At 61.8% G+C, this 19,980-nt stretch carries 22 protein-coding genes; 20 read left to right on the forward strand and 2 right to left on the reverse strand.

Annotation, left to right across the window (positions count from 1 at the left end; all coding sequences use genetic code 11):
• Positions 1 to 47: 47 nt before the first annotated feature.
• The 17 genes from V8P77_RS06985 (at position 48) to V8P77_RS07065 (ending at position 14,273) form a co-directional block, all read left to right on the forward strand.
• Entirely contained in the window at positions 48 to 944 is an 897-nt protein-coding gene (locus V8P77_RS06985) for a VOC family protein (protein ID WP_335911375.1), read from the forward strand.
• Positions 941 to 1,786 (forward strand): 3-deoxy-8-phosphooctulonate synthase, encoded by an 846-nt coding sequence (kdsA, locus tag V8P77_RS06990; protein ID WP_335911376.1) that lies wholly within the window; start codon positions 941 to 943, stop codon positions 1,784 to 1,786. The genes V8P77_RS06985 and kdsA overlap by 4 nt, the downstream gene beginning before the upstream one ends.
• A gap of 138 nt (positions 1,787 to 1,924) precedes the next feature.
• On the forward strand, positions 1,925 to 3,199 hold the full coding sequence (eno, locus tag V8P77_RS06995; RefSeq protein ID WP_077981102.1) for a phosphopyruvate hydratase: 1,275 nt from the start codon (positions 1,925 to 1,927) through the stop codon (positions 3,197 to 3,199).
• 137 nt (positions 3,200 to 3,336) lie between these two features.
• Entirely contained in the window at positions 3,337 to 3,657 is a 321-nt protein-coding gene (locus V8P77_RS07000) for an FtsB family cell division protein (protein WP_335911377.1), read from the forward strand.
• A 145-nt stretch (positions 3,658 to 3,802) separates the two neighbouring features.
• Positions 3,803 to 4,849, forward strand: a complete 1,047-nt coding sequence (gene pdhA / locus V8P77_RS07005; protein WP_131663947.1) for a pyruvate dehydrogenase (acetyl-transferring) E1 component subunit alpha — start codon at positions 3,803 to 3,805, stop codon at positions 4,847 to 4,849.
• 15 nt (positions 4,850 to 4,864) lie between these two features.
• Entirely contained in the window at positions 4,865 to 6,250 is a 1,386-nt protein-coding gene (locus V8P77_RS07010; protein WP_335911378.1) for a pyruvate dehydrogenase complex E1 component subunit beta, read from the forward strand.
• Between the two features lie 10 nt (positions 6,251 to 6,260).
• Positions 6,261 to 6,563 carry a hypothetical protein gene (locus tag V8P77_RS07015; protein WP_335911379.1) on the forward strand — a complete coding sequence of 101 codons (303 nt, stop codon included), beginning with the start codon at positions 6,261 to 6,263 and terminating at the stop codon, positions 6,561 to 6,563.
• Positions 6,563 to 7,924, forward strand: coding sequence for a pyruvate dehydrogenase complex dihydrolipoamide acetyltransferase (locus tag V8P77_RS07020; protein ID WP_335911380.1), 1,362 nt, complete (start codon positions 6,563 to 6,565; stop codon positions 7,922 to 7,924). Before V8P77_RS07015 ends, V8P77_RS07020 begins: the two co-directional genes overlap by 1 nt.
• Before the next feature lie 18 nt (positions 7,925 to 7,942).
• Positions 7,943 to 8,584, forward strand: coding sequence for an SGNH/GDSL hydrolase family protein (locus tag V8P77_RS07025; RefSeq protein WP_335911381.1), 642 nt, complete (start codon positions 7,943 to 7,945; stop codon positions 8,582 to 8,584).
• Positions 8,585 to 8,586: 2 nt separating this feature from the next.
• Positions 8,587 to 9,168, forward strand: coding sequence for a GNAT family N-acetyltransferase (locus tag V8P77_RS07030; protein WP_335911382.1), 582 nt, complete (start codon positions 8,587 to 8,589; stop codon positions 9,166 to 9,168).
• A gap of 16 nt (positions 9,169 to 9,184) precedes the next feature.
• Positions 9,185 to 10,651 carry a dihydrolipoyl dehydrogenase gene (gene lpdA / locus V8P77_RS07035; protein ID WP_335911383.1) on the forward strand — a complete coding sequence of 489 codons (1,467 nt, stop codon included), beginning with the start codon at positions 9,185 to 9,187 and terminating at the stop codon, positions 10,649 to 10,651.
• A 75-nt stretch (positions 10,652 to 10,726) separates the two neighbouring features.
• Positions 10,727 to 10,981 (forward strand): GlsB/YeaQ/YmgE family stress response membrane protein, encoded by a 255-nt coding sequence (locus tag V8P77_RS07040; RefSeq protein ID WP_017960300.1) that lies wholly within the window; start codon positions 10,727 to 10,729, stop codon positions 10,979 to 10,981.
• A gap of 37 nt (positions 10,982 to 11,018) precedes the next feature.
• On the forward strand, positions 11,019 to 11,267 hold the full coding sequence (locus tag V8P77_RS07045; protein WP_003539331.1) for a GlsB/YeaQ/YmgE family stress response membrane protein: 249 nt from the start codon (positions 11,019 to 11,021) through the stop codon (positions 11,265 to 11,267).
• Positions 11,268 to 11,315: 48 nt separating this feature from the next.
• The gene (gene lipA / locus V8P77_RS07050; RefSeq protein ID WP_012757334.1) at positions 11,316 to 12,287 is read left to right on the forward strand and encodes a lipoyl synthase; all 972 of its coding nucleotides are present in this window, start codon (positions 11,316 to 11,318) and stop codon (positions 12,285 to 12,287) included.
• A 68-nt stretch (positions 12,288 to 12,355) separates the two neighbouring features.
• A complete protein-coding gene (locus V8P77_RS07055) occupies positions 12,356 to 12,904 on the forward strand; it encodes an AAA family ATPase (protein WP_335911384.1) in 549 nt (182 codons plus the stop codon).
• 39 nt (positions 12,905 to 12,943) lie between these two features.
• Positions 12,944 to 13,561: a P-loop NTPase family protein gene (locus V8P77_RS07060; RefSeq protein ID WP_335911385.1), complete on the forward strand. Its 618-nt coding sequence runs from the start codon at positions 12,944 to 12,946 to the stop codon at positions 13,559 to 13,561.
• Positions 13,562 to 13,817: 256 nt separating this feature from the next.
• Positions 13,818 to 14,273 carry a type II toxin-antitoxin system RatA family toxin gene (locus V8P77_RS07065; protein WP_017993995.1) on the forward strand — a complete coding sequence of 152 codons (456 nt, stop codon included), beginning with the start codon at positions 13,818 to 13,820 and terminating at the stop codon, positions 14,271 to 14,273.
• An 11-nt stretch (positions 14,274 to 14,284) separates the two neighbouring features.
• Here the strand turns inward: V8P77_RS07065 and V8P77_RS07070 are convergent, their stop codons facing one another.
• Both V8P77_RS07070 and V8P77_RS07075 read right to left on the reverse strand, forming a co-directional pair.
• On the reverse strand, positions 14,285 to 14,788 hold the full coding sequence (locus tag V8P77_RS07070) for a CinA family protein (protein ID WP_335911386.1): 504 nt from the start codon (positions 14,786 to 14,788) through the stop codon (positions 14,285 to 14,287).
• A complete protein-coding gene (locus tag V8P77_RS07075) occupies positions 14,785 to 16,002 on the reverse strand; it encodes a bifunctional 2-C-methyl-D-erythritol 4-phosphate cytidylyltransferase/2-C-methyl-D-erythritol 2,4-cyclodiphosphate synthase (RefSeq protein WP_335911387.1) in 1,218 nt (405 codons plus the stop codon). The genes V8P77_RS07070 and V8P77_RS07075 overlap by 4 nt, the downstream gene beginning before the upstream one ends.
• A gap of 145 nt (positions 16,003 to 16,147) precedes the next feature.
• On the opposite strand from V8P77_RS07075, the gene dusB reads away from it, so the two are divergent.
• From dusB to ntrC, 3 genes are read left to right on the forward strand one after another with little or no spacing between them, the layout of a single operon-like run.
• Positions 16,148 to 17,164, forward strand: a complete 1,017-nt coding sequence (dusB, locus tag V8P77_RS07080) for a tRNA dihydrouridine synthase DusB (RefSeq protein WP_335911388.1) — start codon at positions 16,148 to 16,150, stop codon at positions 17,162 to 17,164.
• Positions 17,161 to 18,315 (forward strand): two-component system sensor histidine kinase NtrB, encoded by a 1,155-nt coding sequence (locus V8P77_RS07085; RefSeq protein ID WP_027665947.1) that lies wholly within the window; start codon positions 17,161 to 17,163, stop codon positions 18,313 to 18,315. Before dusB ends, V8P77_RS07085 begins: the two co-directional genes overlap by 4 nt.
• A complete protein-coding gene (gene ntrC, locus V8P77_RS07090) occupies positions 18,312 to 19,763 on the forward strand; it encodes a nitrogen regulation protein NR(I) (protein WP_077981088.1) in 1,452 nt (483 codons plus the stop codon). The genes V8P77_RS07085 and ntrC overlap by 4 nt, the downstream gene beginning before the upstream one ends.
• Positions 19,764 to 19,980 lie beyond the last annotated feature (217 nt).

Consider the following 19,980-nt stretch of genomic DNA (forward strand, 5'->3'; position numbering starts at 1 on the left):
AGGGGCGCGCCGTCGCACATCTCTTGCCGTTTGAGGGAGGGATAATCATGAGCGAGCATTCCGCCAAACCGCACCCGCTGGATCATGTCGTGCTGCCGGTCGTCAATATCGATCTGGCGCGCGAGAGGCTCGGCAAGCTCGGCTTCACCGTTGCCGCCGATGCGCGCCATCCCTTTGGAACGGAAAACGCCTGCGTCTTTTTTGCCGACAAGACCTATCTGGAGCCGCTCGGGATTGCGAGCGTCGAGGAGAGCGAGGCATCGGTGCGGCAAGGCAATGTCTTCACTGCCCGCAACCAGGCCTTCCGTTTCCGCTGTGGCGAGGAGGGGCTTTCGGGGCTGGCGTTCGGCAGCAAGGATGCCGGCATCGATCATCAGGATTTCGTCGGCGCCGGATCGAGCGCCGGCGAGATGCTGCAGTTCACCCGGCCGATGACGATGCCGGACGGTTCCGAGACGATTGCGGGCTTCAAGCTGGCTTTCGCCGGCGACCTGCGCGCGCCTGATCTCCTGCTTTTCACCGTCGAGCGCATCAATCCGCTACCGGCCGACCGGGCCGCGCTGGAGACGCATGCCAATGGTGTCACCGGCATAGTCGAGATCGCGCTTTGCGCACCTGATGCTGCCGCATTCGCTGCGTTCGTCAGCCTTGCCGTGGCGCAATCGGCAGTCGAGAAAACCGGTTTCGGCGTCACTATCGCGGCATCGAATGCGATAATCAGCCTGATGACGCCAGAAGGGCTGGAGGCCTATTTCGACATCGCCGGCTCATTCGCAGATCGCGGCCTGCGCGGCCGGGCAATCCTCTTTGCTGTCGCCGATCTTGCCGTGACAGAAGCGCATTTGGCTGCTAACGGGGTGACATACACGCGCAAGAACAATCGCATTCTGGTGAAGCCCGCGCCCGGGCAGGGCACGCTCTTCGCCTTCGAGGAAACACGATGAGCACTGATACGAATTCCGAGGTCAGGATTGGCGAAGGCCAAGGCCAGGTCACCTTTTCCAATACCGGCCGCCTGTCGCTGATTGCGGGGCCGTGCCAGATGGAGAGCCGCGACCACGCCTTCATGGTTGCCGGCATGCTGAAAGAGCTTTGCGCAAAGCTCGACATCGGCCTCGTCTACAAGAGCTCCTTCGACAAGGCTAACCGCACCTCGCTGTCGGCCGAGCGCGGTATCGGGATCGAAAAGGGTCTGGAGGTCTTTGCCGACCTCAAGAAGGAATTCGGTTTTCCCGTCCTGACCGACGTTCATACCGCCGAGCAATGCGCCGAGGTGGCAAGGGTCGTCGACGTCCTGCAGATTCCGGCCTTCCTCTGCCGCCAGACCGACCTTCTCATCGCCGCCGCCAAGACCGGCCGCGTCGTCAATGTCAAGAAGGGCCAGTTCCTCGCTCCCTGGGATATGAAGAACGTTCTGAAGAAGCTCAATGCCAGTGGCAATCCGAACGTGCTGCTGTGCGAGCGCGGCGCCTCATTCGGCTACAATACGCTGGTCTCCGACATGCGTTCGCTGCCGATCATGGCGGCGATGGGCGCGCCCGTTATTTTCGATGCAACCCATTCCGTGGCGCAGCCGGGCGGGCAGGGCGAATCCTCCGGCGGGCAGCGGGAATTCGTGGAAACCCTGGCGCGCGCAGCGGTGGCTACCGGTATCGCCGGTGTCTTCGTCGAAACCCATCAGGACCCCGACAATGCCCCTTCCGACGGCCCGAACATGGTCTATCTCAAGGACATGCCGCGGCTTCTCGAAAAGCTGCTTGCCTTCGATGCGGTCGCCAAGGCTTGACGTTCAACAGCCTGACATGATCGTGCTATAGGCCGGGAACGCTGGTTCGAAGGCTGGAAATTGCAGCATTGTAATTTGCACGCCTTCGACTAAGACAGGTTTCGAACCGACTTATCATCCACCGAGCAGGAAGAACCCATGACTGCAATCACCGATATCATCGCCCGCGAGATTCTCGATAGCCGTGGTAACCCCACCGTCGAAGTCGATGTCTATCTCGAAGATGGCAGCATGGGCCGCGCGGCCGTTCCCTCGGGCGCCTCGACGGGCGCGCATGAGGCGGTCGAATTGCGTGACGGCGGCAAGCGCTACCTGGGCAAGGGCGTCGAAAAGGCGGTCGAAGCCGCCAACACCGAGATCTTCGACGCGATCGGCGGCATCGACGCCGAAAACCAGATCCAGATCGACAACATCATGATCGAGCTGGACGGCACGCCGAACAAGTCTCGTCTCGGCGCCAATGCCATTCTCGGCGTGTCGCTGGCCGTCGCCAAGGCTGCCGCCCAGGCCTCCGGCCTGCCGCTCTACCGTTATGTCGGCGGCGCTTCCGCCAGCCTGCTGCCGGTGCCGATGATGAACATCATCAATGGCGGCGCCCATGCCGACAACCCGATCGATTTCCAGGAATTCATGATCCTGCCGGTCGGTGCCGATTCGATCGCCGAAGCCGTGCGCATGGGTTCGGAAGTCTTCCATACGCTGCGTAAGGAACTTGCTAGCCAGGGCCACAACACCAATGTCGGCGATGAAGGCGGCTTCGCGCCGGGCCTGAAGAGCGCGCCTGAGGCCCTCGACTTCATCATGAAGTCGATCGAGAAAGCCGGCTACAAGCCGGGCGACGACATGTGCCTCGGCCTCGACTGCGCCTCGACCGAATTCTTCAAGGACGGCAAATACGTTCTCGAAGGGGAAGGCCGTACGCTGGAATCGGGCGCCATGGCCGAATATCTGGCCGAGCTCGCCGCCAACTACCCGATCATCTCGATCGAGGACGGCATGGCCGAAGACGACTGGGACGGCTGGAAGACGCTGACCGACCTGGCCGGCAAGAAGACCCAGCTCGTCGGCGACGACCTCTTCGTCACCAACTCCGCCCGTCTTCGCGACGGCATCCGCATGGGCGTCGCCAACTCGATCCTCGTCAAGGTCAACCAGATCGGCTCGCTGACGGAAACGCTCGACGCCGTCAACACGGCGCACAAGGCGGCCTATACCGCCGTCATGTCGCACCGCTCCGGCGAGACGGAAGATTCGACCATTGCCGATCTCGCGGTCGCCACCAACTGCGGCCAGATCAAGACCGGTTCGCTGTCGCGTTCCGATCGTCTTGCCAAGTACAACCAGCTGATCCGCATCGAAGAAGGCCTCGGACCCCAGGCCCAGTATGCCGGCCGCTCGATCATCCGCGGCTGATCGGATCTGACTTTTGATTGTTTAACCCGCGCCTTCCCGGCGCGGGTTTTTTCTTGCCCGTTTTTTAGAGTCAACGAACGGTTAATCTCTGCGCGCTAGATTGAACGAATTGGTAATGCGTTCAAGAGCATGCGTGTATGTGGACAAAGCATCATAAAAAGAGAAGAATCGGTCGCTTCGTCATTCCGGCCATGACGGTCGCCTTCCTTTCCTACTTCGGTTATCATTGCATCCATGGCGATTACGGCCTGCGCGCGACGGAGACATTCGAGCGTCAGCGTGTCGCGCGTGAAAAAGAGCTTGCCGTCTTGAAAGCAAAGCGCGAACATCTTGAAAATCAGGTTGCGCTCTTGAGTGATGGCTCGCTCGACAAGGATATGCTGGACGAAAAAGCGCGTTATCAGCTCAACATGTCGCGCGCCGACGAGATCGTCGTTTTCAACCAATATTCCAATTAACCGGAAATAGGTTAATTGAAATATTCGTAGTTTTTTCAACGGTTTAGCGTTGAATACGAGCCATGCATTTATGGCATTGCTGTGGTCATATTTCTTCCCTATGGTACGCGCCACCAAGAACCGACAAACCCATAGGGAGGGTTGAATGGCGCCGCGAAAGACCGCGACCGTTTCCAGCCGCAAAACTGCAGCAAAACCGGCAGCCAAAGCATCGAATGGAGGCCCGGTAGCCGACTTCGATCGCGATGAAGAGCTCAAGGCCTATCGCGAGATGCTGTTGATCCGCCGCTTCGAGGAGAAGGCCGGCCAGCTTTACGGCATGGGCTTCATCGGCGGCTTTTGTCACCTTTACATCGGTCAGGAAGCTGTCGTCGTCGGCATGCAGATGGCGCAGAAGGATGGCGACCAGGTCATCACCGCCTATCGCGACCACGGCCATATGCTGGCAACCGGCATGGAAGCCCGCGGCGTCATGGCGGAACTGACCGGGCGTCGCAGCGGCTATTCCCACGGCAAGGGCGGCTCGATGCACATGTTCTCGAAAGAGAAGCATTTCTACGGCGGCCACGGCATCGTCGGTGCCCAGGTCTCGCTCGGAACGGGTCTTGCCTTTGCAAACCGCTACCGCGGCAACGACAATGTCTCCATCGCCTATTTCGGCGACGGCGCCGCCAACCAGGGCCAGGTCTACGAGAGCTTCAACATGGCTGCTCTCTGGAAGCTGCCGATCGTCTACATCGTCGAGAACAACCGTTACGCCATGGGCACGTCGACCGCACGCGCCACCGCGCAGTCGAATTACTCGCTGCGCGGTTCCGGCTTCGGCATTCCCGGCATTCAGGTCGATGGCATGGACGTCCGCGCCGTCAAGGCTGCAGCCGACGAGGCGCTCGAACATTGCCGTTCAGGCAAGGGTCCGATCATCCTCGAAATGCTGACCTATCGTTATCGCGGTCACTCCATGTCCGACCCGGCGAAGTATCGCTCCAAGGACGAAGTGCAGAAGATGCGCTCCGAGCATGATCCGATCGAACAGGTGAAGGCACGCCTCGTCGAAAAGGGCTGGGCTTCCGAAGACGATCTGAAGGCGATCGACAAGGATGTCCGCGACATTGTCGCCGACAGCGCCGATTTCGCCCAAGCCGATCCGGAGCCGGATGCATCCGAGCTCTATACCGACATTCTGCTGTAATCGGGGAGGGAACCCATGCCTATCGATATCCTCATGCCCGCCCTCTCTCCGACCATGGAAGAAGGCACGCTGTCCAAATGGCTGAAGCAGGAAGGTGACAAAGTCACCTCGGGCGACGTGATCGCCGAAATCGAAACCGACAAGGCGACGATGGAAGTCGAAGCCGTCGACGAAGGCGTCATCGGCAAGCTGCTCGTCGATGCCGGCACCGAAGGCGTCAAGGTCAACACCAAGATCGCCGTGCTGCTGCAGGACGGCGAATCCGCTTCGGATCTTTCGGCCGCCAAGCCCGCCGCCGCACCAGCTCCGGAAGTTGCCCAGGAAGAGAAGCCGACCAACACCGGTTCCGCTGCAGCACCGCTTCCGGCCGAGCCGAAGGCCGTCGTTCCGAACGACCCCGAAATCCCGGCCGGCACCGAAATGGTGTCGACGACCGTGCGCGAAGCGCTCCGCGACGCCATGGCCGAGGAAATGCGCGCCGACGAAAACGTCTTCGTCATGGGCGAGGAAGTCGCCGAATACCAGGGCGCCTACAAGGTCACGCAGGGGCTGCTGCAGGAGTTCGGCGCCCGCCGCGTCGTCGATACGCCGATCACCGAGCATGGCTTTGCCGGCGTCGGCGTTGGTGCCGCCATGGCCGGCCTTCGCCCGATCGTCGAATTCATGACCTTCAACTTCGCCATGCAGGCGATCGACCAGATCATCAACTCCGCCGCCAAGACGCTCTACATGTCCGGCGGCCAGATGGGCGCTCCGATCGTCTTCCGCGGCCCGAATGGTGCAGCGGCCCGCGTCGGCGCCCAGCACAGCCAGGATTATGCAGCCTGGTACAGCGCCATTCCCGGCCTGAAGGTCGTCATGCCCTATACGGCATCCGACGCCAAGGGCCTGCTGAAGGCTGCCATCCGCGATCCGAACCCGGTCATCTTCCTCGAAAACGAAATCCTCTACGGCCAGCACTTCGATGTGCCGAAGCTCGACAATTTCGTTCTGCCGATCGGCAAGGCCCGCATCCATCGTCCGGGCAAAGACGTCACGGTCGTCTCCTTCGGCATCGGCATGAGTTATGCAACCAAGGCCGTCGCCGAACTCGAGAAGCTCGGCATCGACGTCGAACTGATCGACCTTCGCACCATCCGCCCGATGGACCTGCCGACTGTCATCGAATCGGTGAAGAAGACCGGCCGTCTGGTGACCGTCGAGGAAGGTTATCCGCAGTCCTCCGTCGGCACCGAAATCGCCACCCGCGTCATGCAGCAGGCCTTCGACTATCTCGATGCACCGATCCTGACGATCGCAGGCAAGGACGTTCCAATGCCTTACGCCGCCAATCTCGAAAAGCTCGCACTTCCGAACGTCGGCGAAGTGGTCGATGCGGTGAAGGCTGTTTGCTACAAATAAGGGGCGGGCGATGGCCGTGATGAAAGATGTCAGGCGCATTGCTTGGTCAATCTATTGGAAGTTCGTTTTACTCAGCGTCATCTGCGGTTTTGTTGCCGGTGCAGTTTTTGGGTTCGTTTTAGGGTTTGCTGGTCGGGTTGCCGGCATACAGCAAGAGACGATGACTCCGTTTCTGCAATGGGGTGGTGCTATTAGCGGTCTGATCGCAAGTTTTTTTGCGTTCAATTTTATTTTGGCACGCACAATTGGAAAGTCGACTGGTGGGCGGCAGCTTGAACTCGCCGTTGTCGATTCGCTCAGGGAGGGCCACTAATGCCGATCAATATCACGATGCCCGCCCTCTCTCCGACCATGGAGGAAGGCAATCTTTCGAAATGGCTGGTCAAGGAAGGCGACAAGGTCAAGTCCGGCGATGTGATCGCCGAGATCGAGACCGACAAGGCGACGATGGAAGTCGAAGCCGTCGATGAAGGCACGGTCGCCAAGCTCGTCGTTGCGGCCGGCACCGAAGGCGTCAAGGTCAATGCGCTGATCGCGGTTCTCGCCGCCGATGGCGAGGATGTCTCCGCTGCCGCAAGCGGTGCGGGTTCCGCTGCTCCGTCACCGAAAGCTGACGGTGCAGCCGCGCCGAAGGCCGATGCTGCACCGGCTCCGGCCTCGCCTACTCCGGCTGCGGCACCTGCACCCGCCGCTGCACCCGCCTCGGTTTCGGCTGATGGCAACCGCACCTTCTCTTCGCCGCTTGCCCGCAGGCTGGCCAAGGAAGCCGGTATCGACCTTTCGGCAATCGCAGGCTCCGGCCCGCACGGCCGCGTCGTCAAGAGCGACATCGAGGCCGCCGTTGCCGGTGGCGGCGCCAAGGCCGCAGCCCCTGCCGCTGCTGCCTCCGCTCCGCAAGCCTCCGCGGCTCCGGCTCCGGCCGCTGCGCCGAAGGGCGCGTCCGAAGAAGCTGTGCTCAAGCTCTTCGAGCCTGGCTCCTACGAGCTCGTGCCGCATGACGGCATGCGCAAGACGATCGCCAGACGCCTGGTCGAATCCAAGCAGACGATCCCGCATTTCTACGTCAGCGTCGATTGCGAGCTCGATGCGCTGCTGGCGCTGCGCGCCCAGCTGAACGATGCGGCTCCGCGCAAGGACAACGCTCCGGCCTACAAGCTCTCGGTCAACGACATGGTTATCAAGGCCATGGCGCTGTCGCTGCGCGACGTTCCGGATGCCAACGTCTCCTGGACCGACAGCAACATGGTCAAGCACAAGCACGCCGATGTCGGCGTCGCCGTCTCGATCCCCGGCGGCCTGATCACCCCGATCATCCGCAAGGCCGAGGAAAAGACCCTGTCGACGATCTCCAACGAGATGCGCGATCTCGGCAAGCGGGCCAAGGACCGCAAGCTGAAGCCCGAGGAATATCAGGGCGGCACCAGCTCGGTCTCGAACATGGGCATGATGGGCGTGAAGAACTTCGCAGCCGTCGTCAACCCGCCGCATGCGACGATCCTCGCGGTCGGCGCCGGCGAACAGCGTGTCGTCGTCAAGAAGGGCGAAATGGCGATTGCCACCGTGATGTCGGTCACACTCTCGACCGACCATCGCTGCGTCGACGGCGCGCTCGGCGCCGAGCTGCTCCAGGCCTTCAAGGGCTACATCGAGAACCCGATGGGCATGCTTGTCTGATAGCGGCACGAGGCGGAAATGACCAAGACCGTTCTTTGCTATGGTGACTCGCTGACCTGGGGTTATGACGCCGAGACGATCGGCCGTCATGATTACAAGAATCGCTGGCCGAGCGTGCTTCAGGCAGCGCTCGGCGGTGACGCGCGTATCATCGACGAAGGCTTGAACGGCCGCACCACCGCTTTCGACGACCATCTCGCCGATTGTGACCGCAACGGTGCGCGCATCCTGCCGACGATCCTGCAGACGCATGCACCGCTCGACCTCGTCATCCTTTTGCTCGGCACCAACGACATGAAGCCGGTCGTGGCAGGTTCGGCCTTTGCCGCATGCCAAGGCATCAGCCGGCTCGTGCGGCTGATCCGCAATCATGCCTGGCCCTTCGAATTCGATGGGCCGGAGATCCTGATCGTGGCGCCGCCGGCGATCCGCGCGACGGGCAATGTGCCCTTCGCCGCATCGTTTCCCGGCGGCATCGAGGAATCGGCAAAGCTCGCAACGCTTTATCGTGATCTTGCCGACGAACTCGGTTGTGGCTTCTTCGACGGCAATTCGGTCGCCAAGACCACACCGATCGACGGCATTCACCTCGATGCGGAGAATACGCGTGCGCTCGGCCGCGGGCTGGAATCGATCGTGCGGATGATGCTGGGGATCTGACCATGACCTCCTTCATCGCCCTCCGGCAGGCCTCACGGCAGGATGCCTCGGAGCTGGCGATTCTGGCGGATATCGCATCGCGCGGTTTTGCCTCCTGGCTCTGGTTTGCCGGTGTGGGAAACGGCGTGAGCGATACGCCGCTGGAGCAGGGCCGGCTGAAGATGAGCGAGGAGGAGGCTGTCGGCGGTTGGCGGGATGCCGTCATTGCCGAGGCCTATGGCGAGGTCGCTGGCGTGGCGATCGGTCATGCGCTAGGTGAGGGGATAGGCGATATCGAGGCGACGATTCCGGCGACCGCACCGATGCTCGCCTTGCAGAAAACGGTGGTCGGAAGCTGGTTCATCGGCAGTCTCGGCGTCTATCGCCACCTGCGCGGCATCGGCATCGGACGCAGGCTGCTGGAGGATCAGATCGAAAGGGCCGATCGCCGCCTCGTCAGTCTCATTACCGCAAATGATAACGAAGCGGCTTTGTCGCTTTATGGAAGAAACGGATTCCTCGAGGCTGCGCGCGCCGATGCCGTGCCGCTCTTCGAAAACAGCAAGAGACACGCGTGGGTGCTCATGACCCGCACCGCAGCGTAACAAAGGCAGGAAACACATGGCTGAATCCTACGACGTCATCATCATCGGCTCCGGCCCCGGCGGCTATGTCGCCGCCATCCGCGCCAGCCAGCTCGGCCTCAAGACTGCGATCGTCGAGCGCGAGCATATGGGCGGCATCTGCCTGAACTGGGGCTGCATACCCACAAAGGCGCTGCTGCGCTCGGCCGAGGTGCTCGATCACGCCAACCACTTCAAGGATTACGGCCTCGTTCTCGAAGGCACGGTCAAGCCGGATGCCAAGGCCGTCGTCGGCCGCTCGCGCGCCGTCTCCGCCCGTCTGAATGCCGGCGTCGGCTTCCTGATGAAGAAGAACAAGATCGACATCATCTGGGGCGAGGCGAAGATCACCAAGGCTTCGACAGGGACCCAGGCGGGCGAGATCGTCGTCGGCAAGCCGTCGAAGCCCGTCGTCGAGCCGCAGCATCCGCTGCCGAAGAACGTCAAGAGCGGCGAGGGCACCTATACCGCCAAGCACATCATCATCGCCACCGGCGCCCGTCCGCGCGCGCTGCCCGGCATCGAGCCGGATGGCAAGCTGATCTGGACCTATTTCGAGGCGCTGAAGCCGGATGTTCTGCCGAAGTCATTGATCGTCATGGGTTCGGGCGCGATCGGCATCGAATTCGCCAGCTTCTATCGCTCGATGGGCGTTGACGTGACGGTCGTCGAAGTCATGCCGACCATCATGCCGGTCGAGGATGCCGAGGTCACGGCGATCGCCCGCAAGCAGCTTGAAAAGCGCGGCCTCAAGATCTTCACCAGCGCCAAGGTCACCAAGGTCGACAAGGCCACGGACAGCGTCACCGCTCACGTCGAGACGGCCGATGGCAAGGTGCAGCAGATCACCGCCGACCGGCTGATTTCGGCCATCGGCGTTCAGGGCAACATAGAAAATCTCGGCATCGAGGCGCTCGGCGTCAAGACCGACCGCGGCTGCGTCGTCATCGACGGCTACGGCAAGACCAATATCGCCGGCATCTATGCGATCGGCGATGTCGCTGGCCCGCCGATGCTGGCGCACAAGGCGGAACATGAGGGCGTCGTCTGCGTCGAAAAGATCGCCGGCCTCCCGAATGTTCATCCCACAGACAAGGGCAAGGTCCCGGGCTGCACCTATTGCAATCCGCAGGTCGCCTCCGTCGGCATCACCGAAGCCAAAGCCAAGGAGCAGGGCCGCGACATCCGCGTCGGCCGCTTCTCCTTCGCGGCGAACGGCAAGGCGATCGCGCTCGGCGAAGACCAGGGCATGGTGAAGGTGATCTTTGACAGGAAGACCGGCGAGCTGCTCGGCGCCCATATGGTCGGCGCCGAAGTCACCGAACTCATCCAGGGCTTTGTCGTCGCGATGAATCTCGAAACGACCGAGGAAGAGCTGATGCACACGATCTTCCCGCATCCGACTGTGTCCGAAACGATGAAGGAAGCGGTGCTCGATGCGTACGGCCGCGTCCTGAACGCTTGATACTTTCCAATGCCGCCCTTTATGTCGGGGTGGCAAAGCCACTCCGCGGGGTGGAAAAAACGAAAGGAAATCATCATGTCTATGGAGACGCAGGCGTTGCTGGTGTTTTTGCTGATCGGCCTGGTTGCGGGCTTCCTGGCAAGTCTCGTCGTCGGTGGCGGCGGGTTGATAAGATGCCTGCTGAGCGGAATCATCGGCGCCTTCGTCGGCGGCTATCTGTTCAGCACGCTCGGCATTTCGCTGGGCATTGAAAATGCGCTGGTGGTGCAGATCATCCACGCCACCGTCGGCGCCATCATCGTGGTTCTGATCGCGAGAGCGGTCGCTTGAGGCGTAACTGAGGGCCAACTTGAGGGTAGGGGAAGGCATGGAAAGCGTCGGCTGGATTTCGGCAATCATCATCGGCGGGCTTGCGGGCTGGCTCGCCGGCAAGCTGATGGAAGCGCGATACGGGATTTTCCTGAATATCGTGCTCGGCATTGTCGGCTCGGTCGTCGCAAGCGCCATCCTCGCGCAGTTTCATCTCGAGGTGGTCGGCGGGCGGCTCGGCTATTTCGTGACGGGTTTCCTCGGCGCCTGCTTGTTGATATTCCTTGCGCGGCTGGTGCGGCGCTAGATCCGAATGAGATTTGCCGCATAGGGGCGGTAGAAAGCTGAAACTGCAATGGTGACCATCCTCGATACGATCAATCCCGACGCCAAGCGCGTGCGGCATCCGGAGAAGGCGCATCGGCCGGACACGGAAGTCATGCGCAAGCCGGACTGGATTCGCGTCAAGGCGCCGACCTCCAAGGGTTATGCCGAGACGCGCGCGATCGTGAAGGAGCACAAGCTAGTCACCGTCTGCGAGGAGGCCGGCTGCCCGAATATCGGCGAGTGCTGGGACAAGAAGCACGCGACCTTCATGATCATGGGCGAGATCTGTACCCGCGCCTGCGCCTTCTGCAATGTCGCCACCGGCAAGCCGAACGCGCTCGATATGGCCGAGCCCGAGAACGTCGCCAAGGCAGTCAAGGAGATGGGCCTCAGCCATGTCGTCATCACCTCGGTCGACCGTGACGATCTGGAAGACGGCGGCGCCGAACACTTCGAAAAGGTGATCTGGGCGATCCGTGCCGCCTCGCCGATGACGACGATCGAGATCCTGACGCCCGACTTCCTGAAGAAGCCGGGTGCGCTGGAACGCGTCGTCGCCGCCAAGCCCGACGTTTTCAACCATAATATGGAAACGGTGCCTGGCAACTATCTGACGGTTCGCCCCGGCGCCCGCTACTTCCATTCCGTCCGCCTGCTGCAGCGGGTGAAGGAACTCGATCCGACCATGTTCACCAAATCGGGCATCATGGTCGGTCTTGGCGAAGAGCGAAACGAAGTCCTGCAGCTGATGGACGATCTGCGCACCGCCGATGTCGATTTCCTGACGATCGGCCAGTACCTGCAGCCGACCCGCAAGCATCATAAGGTCGAAAGCTTCGTCACCCCCGACGAGTTCAAGTCTTACGAGACAGTCGCCTACAGCAAGGGCTTCCTGATGGTCGCCTCCAGCCCGCTGACGCGCTCGTCCCACCATGCCGGCGACGACTTTGCTCGGCTGAGAGCGGCGCGCGAGAAGAAGCTGTTGATCGCCGCCGAGTAACATCTGGTACTTGCTTTTTGATTGAACCGCGGCGATTTTTGCGGCGGTTTTTCATTGGGCGGCCGGCGATGAACATCACCTTCGGATTGAAATCGGCGTTGGCCGAAGCCGACCGTATTCTGGTGATCGGCAGCCCCGGCAGCGGCAAGAGCACGCTCGCAAAGCGGCTTTCGCGAGCGCTCGACCTTGACTACATCTCCATGGACCGCGACTTCTACTGGCTACCGGGCTGGAGAAAGAGGCCGCGCAACGAGATCGACAGCCTGATCTCCAAGGCGGTGGCGAGAGAACGCTGGATCATGGATGGAACCGGCCTCAACTCCTTCCATCTTCGCCTGCCGCGCGCAGACGCCGTCATTTGGCTTCGGCTGCCCAGATATGCATGTCTGTACGGCGCGGTCTCGCGAACATTCCGTTATTTTGGGCGCAACCGTCCCGAACTGCCTGCCGGCTGCCCCGAACGCCTCTCGCTGGAGGCGCTTGCCTATATCTGGAATTTCGAGCGCGATGCCGCACCTCTGATCGAAGCGGCGCTTCAGGATCACGGCCTTGCAAATTCCACCGTCATCATAAGATCGCGCAAAGCAGCTAACCGGTTCGCCGCTCTTGGCGTTTGAGAGCATGCCGGCGATACCTACGGGTTGCGGGGAGTTGAGATGGATCAGAAAGTAGAGCTGCCGCCGCGTCAGCAGATCACCGATCTTAAACAGGCGGCAAGGCACATCCGTACAGCCCACCGGATCCTCGTCATCGGCTGTTCGGGCGGCGGTAAATCGACGCTGTCGCTGAAGATCGCCAGGCGCTTCGGGCTTTCCTACATTTCGCTCGACCGCGATGTTTTCTGGCTTCCCGGCTGGGTGGTGCGCGACAGGGTCGAGCAGAGAAAGATCATCGCAAGCCGGATCCTCGAAGAACGTTGGATCATGGACGGCACGAACCCATCTTCCTTGGACATTCGGTTGCCGCGCACCGATTTCGTCATCTGGGTCCGCATGCCGCGACTTGTCTGCATCTGGGGCGCAATCAGCCGGTGGGCGAAATGGATAGGCCGCACTCGCCCCGAAATGGCGCCGGGCTGTATCGAGAAGATCGATTTGGAATTCCTCCGCTTCATCTGGACTTTCGAGGAAAAATTCGCGCCGCGTCTCGTCGCGGGCATCGCCGAGCACGGCCCCGAAGTGCCGGTTCTTCAGTTAGAGCCTTTCCTGGTCAGATTGCAGCATTCTGTTGGCTCAAACGGAGTCGGATGGTCGACCGGCCGGCGCGCGCCGTAGCCCAGCTCTACGGCCAAGCCGGCCGGTCGATCAGCCGGCCCGTTTCAGCCAACCCGAAGGGCCGGGCATCTTTGCGCCAGGGCAGAGGCGATCGGCTCGGACGTCCCAAGGGGTATGCCCTTCGCCAATCGCCTCTGCCCTGACGAAAACCTGCTCCGGCAGAATGCTGCAATCTGACCAGGAAAGGCTCTAAAAATCCCGCTGCCAGATGCGCGAGCTTCTTGATCTTCTCGGCCGGCCCGATTAATTGCCGCTTATGCCGCAATTCGAAACGCACCGTCCCGTCCCGCACACGCCCGAGCAGATGTTCGATCTCGTCGCCGATGTCGAGCGTTATCCGGAATTCCTGCCGCTCTGCGAAGCCCTCGCCATCAGGAGCCGCAAGGAGCGCGACGGCAAGATCCTGCTCGTTGCCGACATGACGGTCGGCTACAAGGCGATCCGCGAGACCTTCACGACACAGGTGCTGCTGAACCGGGCCGAACACGTCATCGAGGTCAAATATATCGATGGCCCGTTCAAATATCTCGACAATCGCTGGCACTTTGCCGAGACGCCGTCTGGCGGCTGCACCGTCGATTTCTTCATCGATTACGAGTTCAAGAGCCGCATCCTGGGCGCGTTGATGGGCTCGATGTTCGACCGCGCCTTCCGCATGTTCACCGAAGCCTTCGAGACGCGCGCAAACAGAATCTACACGCCGGCGCGATGAGCGAACCGGCGTCAGGTCGCATAGAGCGTGCGCACCATTTCCAGCGCCGTCCTGATCGTCGCCAGCCGAACCTCGCTGCGGCCGATATCGCCATAGAGCATTTTCCGATGGATGAGCGTGCCGGCGCGCGATTTGGCGGCGAGATGCACGAGGCCGACCGGCTTTTCTGCCGATCCGCCACCCGGGCCGGCAATGCCGGTGACGGCAACGGCGATCTCGGCGCGCGAGCGGAAGAGGGCGCCATGCACCATCTGCCGCGCCGTTTCCTCGGAGACCGCCCCGAAGCGTAGCAGGGTTTCCGCCTGCACGCCGAGCATCTCGATCTTCGCGCTATTCGTATAGGTGACGAAGCCGCGGTCGACGACGGCGGACGAGCCCGAAATCTCCGTCAGCGCCCCGGCGATCAGCCCGCCGGTGCAGGATTCGGCGGTCGAGACCATCAGCCCTGCAGCCGTGAAGTCGCGGATGATCGCCTCCGCCGTCGAAATAATATCCTGAGGAAAAAGGCTCATCATTTCCTCCCGCGATAGACGACGGTCGCAGTGGCGATCGCCGCGATGCCTTCGCGCCGGCCGACGAAGCCGATCGTCTCGTTGGTCGTCGCCTTGACCGAGCAGCGCTCGATATCGATGCCGAGATAATCCGACAATTTCGCCCGCATGGCGTCGCGATGCGGGCCGACCTTCGGCGCCTCGGCAATCAGCGAGACGTCGGCATTCATGATCGTGCCGCCGTGCTCGCGCACGATTGCGGCGGCATGCTCGATGAAGATCCGCGAGGCCGCCCCTTTCCATTGAGGGTCAGACGGAGGGAAATGATCGCCGATATCGCCGGCGCCACAGGTGGCGAGCAGCGCGTCCGTCAGCGCATGCAGCGCAACGTCGGCATCCGAGTGACCTTTGAGCTTCTGGTCGTGCGGAATGAACACGCCGCAGAGCGTCACACCATCGCCCGCGACGAGCTGGTGCACGTCGTAGCCGTTGCCGGTACGCACGTCCGGAAGCAGCGAAGCCGACAGCTTGTCGTCGGCCATGGCGATATCATTCTTGACCGTTAGCTTGACGTTGTCGGCCGTGCCCTCGACGATCGTCACCGGAATGCCCAGCCATTCGGCAATCGAGGCATCGTCGGTGAAATCGCTTCGTCCGCTCGCGGCTGCCTTCTCATGCGCCTCTAGGATCGTTTCGAAGGCGAAGGATTGCGGCGTCTGCGCCGCGTAGAGATGCTCGCGTGAAACCGTCGTCAGCACGATGCCGGCGCTGTCGGCGCGCTTCAGCGTATCGGTGACCGGGATCGCCGGCAGGACCGCCTGCGCGCCGGCGCCAAGGCTTTCGGCGATGCGGTCCAGAAGCACATGGTCGAAGAACGGCCGCACGGCATCGTGGATTAGCACATGGCTGATGTGCTTGTCCTTGAGGTATCTGAGGCCGGCAAGCACGGATTGCTGCCGGGTCGCAGCCCCATGCACCGTTTCGATCGGCGTTGCCGAGATGATGTGGCGGAAGGCTCTCGCAAACAGCGCCTCGTCATCGGGATGGATGACGACGACGATCTGCCTTGCCGCTTCCCATGTCATGAAGTTTTCAAGCGTATGCACGATAACCGGCTTGCCGCCGATCATGCGATATTGCTTGGGGCCTTCCTTGGAGGATCCTGCGCGCTCGCCGCGGCCAGCCGCCACGATGACAATTCCAGCCGATATCGGTTGCTTAGAAGGCATTTGCAGCATAAATCCCCTAAAATATGCGGAATTGACCCGAGTGCTCTAACGTCTTGCTTTGGCCTTTTCCAGCATCTGCCCGAAAAATATCAATTCCGGTCCCAGCCCCCTTGGCAAGTCAGGGAATAGTGGCTAAAAATAATGCAGTTCTATTGTGTGCCCGAAAGATAATCATTTGATTTCCCAGGACCTCGCAGCGCCTTTCCAAATCGGACCCGTGTCCGTGCGGAACCGCGTTGTACTGGCGCCGATGTCCGGCGTCACGGATATGCCATTCCGCGAGCTTGCGTGGCGCTTCGGCGCCGGCCTCGTCGTCACCGAAATGGTGGCGAGCCGCGAACTGGTCAACGACACGGCCGAATCCTGGTCGCGGCTCAGTGCTGCGGGCTTCCGGCCGCATATGGTGCAGCTTGCCGGGCGCGAGGCGCACTGGATGGCGGAGGCGGCCAAGATCGCCGCCGATCACGGCGCCGATATCATCGACATCAACATGGGCTGCCCGGCAAAGAAGGTGATTGGCGGTTATTCGGGTTCTGCGCTGATGCGCGACCCCGATCACGCGCTCGGCCTCATCGAGGCGACGGTCAAAGCCGTCGACATTCCGGTGACGTTGAAGATGCGCCTTGGCTGGGATGAGAATTCGATCAACGCGCCTGATATTGCCCGCCGCGCCGAGGCGGCCGGCATCCAGCTTGTGACCATTCATGGGCGCACCCGCATGCAATTCTATGAAGGCCGCGCCGATTGGGATGCGATCCGCGCCGTCCGCGAGGTGATCTCCATTCCGCTGATCGCCAATGGCGATGTCGAAACCGCAGGCGACGCACAGGAAATATTGCGCCGCTCCGGCGCCGATGCCGTGATGATCGGCAGGGGCTGCCAGGGCAGGCCATGGCATGCCGGCGTCCTTGCCGGTGCGCCCGAGCCGCTACCGCAGGAGATCGCCGATATCGCCGTCGAGCATTACCGGATGATGCTGGATTTCTATGGCGAAGCGGTGGCGATCCGCCACGCCCGCAAGCATCTCGGCTGGTATCTGCAGCGTTTGGCGCCTGACCTGTCAGGCGCTGAAAAAGCGGAGATCATGACCTCGCGCGACCCGCGTGAGGTGGCCGCGCGTCTTTACGATGCATTGGCGGCCAGTGTTGTCGACAGCCGGGAGGCGGCATGATGAAGGATATGACATCTCCGTCCGATCACGCCGGCGGGACCGTCGCCATGGCCGTGCTGAACGCCATCCAGAACCCCGTCGTCATGGTCGACGAATCCGGCTTCGTCGTTTTCGCCAATTGGGAGGCGGAGGCCTTCTTCGGCGCCAGCGCCTCGCATCTGGCGCGTTACCGGATCTCGACCTTCATTCCTTTCGGCAGCCCGCTGCTCGCCCTGATTGACCAGGTGCGCGAGCGCAAGGCGCCGGTCAACGAATATCGCGTCGACCTGAGTTCGCCCCGCCTCGGCCAGGACAAGCTCGTTGATCTCTACGTCGCCCCTGTGCTCAGCGAGCCCGGCGCCGTCGTCATCGTCTTCCAGGAACGCTCGATGGCCGACAAGATCGACCGACAGCTGACGCATCGCGCCGCCGCCCGCTCGGTGACCGGCCTTGCCTCGATGCTGGCGCATGAGATCAAGAACCCGCTCTCCGGCATCCGGGGTGCTGCTCAGCTGCTCGAACAGTCTGCGGTCGATGAGGACCGTGCGCTGACCCGGCTGATCTGCGACGAGACCGATCGCATCGTCTCGCTGGTCGATCGCATGGAGGTCTTTTCCGACGAACGCCCTGTCGACCGCATGCCGGTCAACATCCATTCTGTGCTCGATCATGTGAAGGCCGTCGCCAAGGCGGGTTTTGCCCGCAACATCCGCGTCACCGAGAGTTACGACCCGTCGCTGCCGGCCGTCTATGCCAATCGCGACCAACTCGTCCAGGTCTTCCTCAATCTGGTGAAGAACGCCGCCGAAGCAGTCGGCGATCGGCCGGACGGCGAGATCATGCTGACGACGGCCTACCGTCCCGGCATCCGTCTTTCGGTCGCCGGCACGCGTGAAAAGATCTCGCTGCCGCTGGAATTCTGCGTTCACGACAACGGCCCCGGCGTTCCCCTCGATCTGTTGCCGCATCTCTTCGATCCCTTCATCACCACCAAGCCGAACGGCAGCGGCCTCGGCCTGGCGCTGGTCGCCAAGATCATCGGCGATCACGGCGGCATCATCGAATGCGACAGCCAGAACAGCCGCACGACATTCCGCGTTCTCATGCCGGCGTCCAAGGACGCCTCGCTCGAAGACGCCTCTATAGCAAGCTCGACAGGACCTTCTCGATGACAGCCACGATCCTCGTTGCAGATGATGATGCGGCCATCCGGACCGTGCTCAACCAGGCTTTGAGCCGCGCCGGTTATGACGTCCGCATCACCTCCAACGCCGCTACCCTCTGGCGCTGGATTTCGGCAGGCGAGGGCGATCTGGTCGTCACCGATGTGGTGATGCCCGACGAGAACGCCTTCGATCTGCTGCCGCGCATCAAGAAGGCGCGGCCCGACCTGCCCGTCCTCGTCATGAGCGCCCAAAACACTTTCATGACCGCCATCAAGGCCTCGGAGAAGGGCGCTTACGATTATCTGCCGAAGCCCTTCGACCTCACCGAGCTGATCGGCATCATCGGCCGTGCGCTGGCCGAGCCGAAGCGCAAGCCCGCCAAACTCGAAGACGACATGCAGGACGGCATGCCGCTCGTCGGCCGGTCGGCGGCGATGCAGGAAATCTACCGCGTGCTCGCCCGGCTGATGCTGACGGACCTGACGCTGATGATCACCGGCGAATCCGGCACCGGCAAGGAACTCGTTGCCCGTGCGCTGCATGATTACGGCAAGCGCCGCAACGGCCCCTTCGTTGCGATCAACATGGCGGCGATCCCGCGCGACCTGATCGAATCCGAACTCTTCGGCCATGAGAAGGGCGCCTTCACCGGCGCGCAGACCCGCTCGACCGGCCGCTTCGAGCAGGCCGAAGGCGGCACGCTCTTTCTCGACGAGATCGGCGACATGCCGATGGACGCCCAGACGCGGCTCTTACGCGTCCTGCAGCAGGGCGAATATACCACCGTCGGCGGCCGTACGCCGATCCGCACCGACGTGCGCATCGTTGCCGCCACCAACAAGGACCTGAAGCAGGCGATCAACCAGGGCCTCTTCCGCGAAGATCTCTACTACCGCCTCAACGTCGTGCCGCTGCGCCTGCCGCCGCTGCGCGATCGCGCCGAGGACATTCCCGATCTGGTGCGTCATTTCATCCAGCAGGCCGAAAAGGAAGGCCTCGGCTCCAAGCGCTTCGATCAGGAAGCGCTCGAACTGATGAAGGCCTATGCCTGGCCGGGCAATGTCCGCGAGCTGGAAAATCTCATCCGCCGTCTGATGGCGCTTTACCCGCAGGATGTCATTACCCGCGAGATCATCGACGCGGAACTGCGTTCCGACGTGCCCGACAGCCCGATCGACAAGGGGCCGATGCGCAGCGGCTCGATGACGATCGCGCAAGCCGTCGAAGAGAACATGCGCAGCTATTTCGCAGGCTTCGGGGACAATCTGCCGCCGCCCGGCCTCTATGATCGCGTGCTGACCGAAATGGAGTATCCGCTGATCCTCGCCGCCCTGACGGCGACACGCGGCAACCAGATCAAGGCGGCTGATCTTCTCGGTCTCAACCGCAACACCTTGCGCAAGAAGATCAGGGAACTTGGCGTCTCGGTCTACAGGAGTTCCCGCACCGCCTGAGCCTGCTCTGGGCGCATAAAAAGAAGGCGGCGGGCCCTCATATCTGCCCACCGCCCACCCTCCCGGCGTCCGCCGCCACGGTCGGGAGGAGAGGTGAGCCTATCCGAGCCAGGCCACGGTTTGTATCCAAGCAGACAAACAAAGATGCGGTGTCATTCGACAGTCACATAAGCATTTGTGAGGAGTGTTTTGCCGAGAGGCGAATGTCATTGAAGTT

Source organism: Rhizobium aouanii (assembly GCF_037002925.1).
Classification (GTDB): domain Bacteria; phylum Pseudomonadota; class Alphaproteobacteria; order Rhizobiales; family Rhizobiaceae; genus Rhizobium; species Rhizobium aouanii.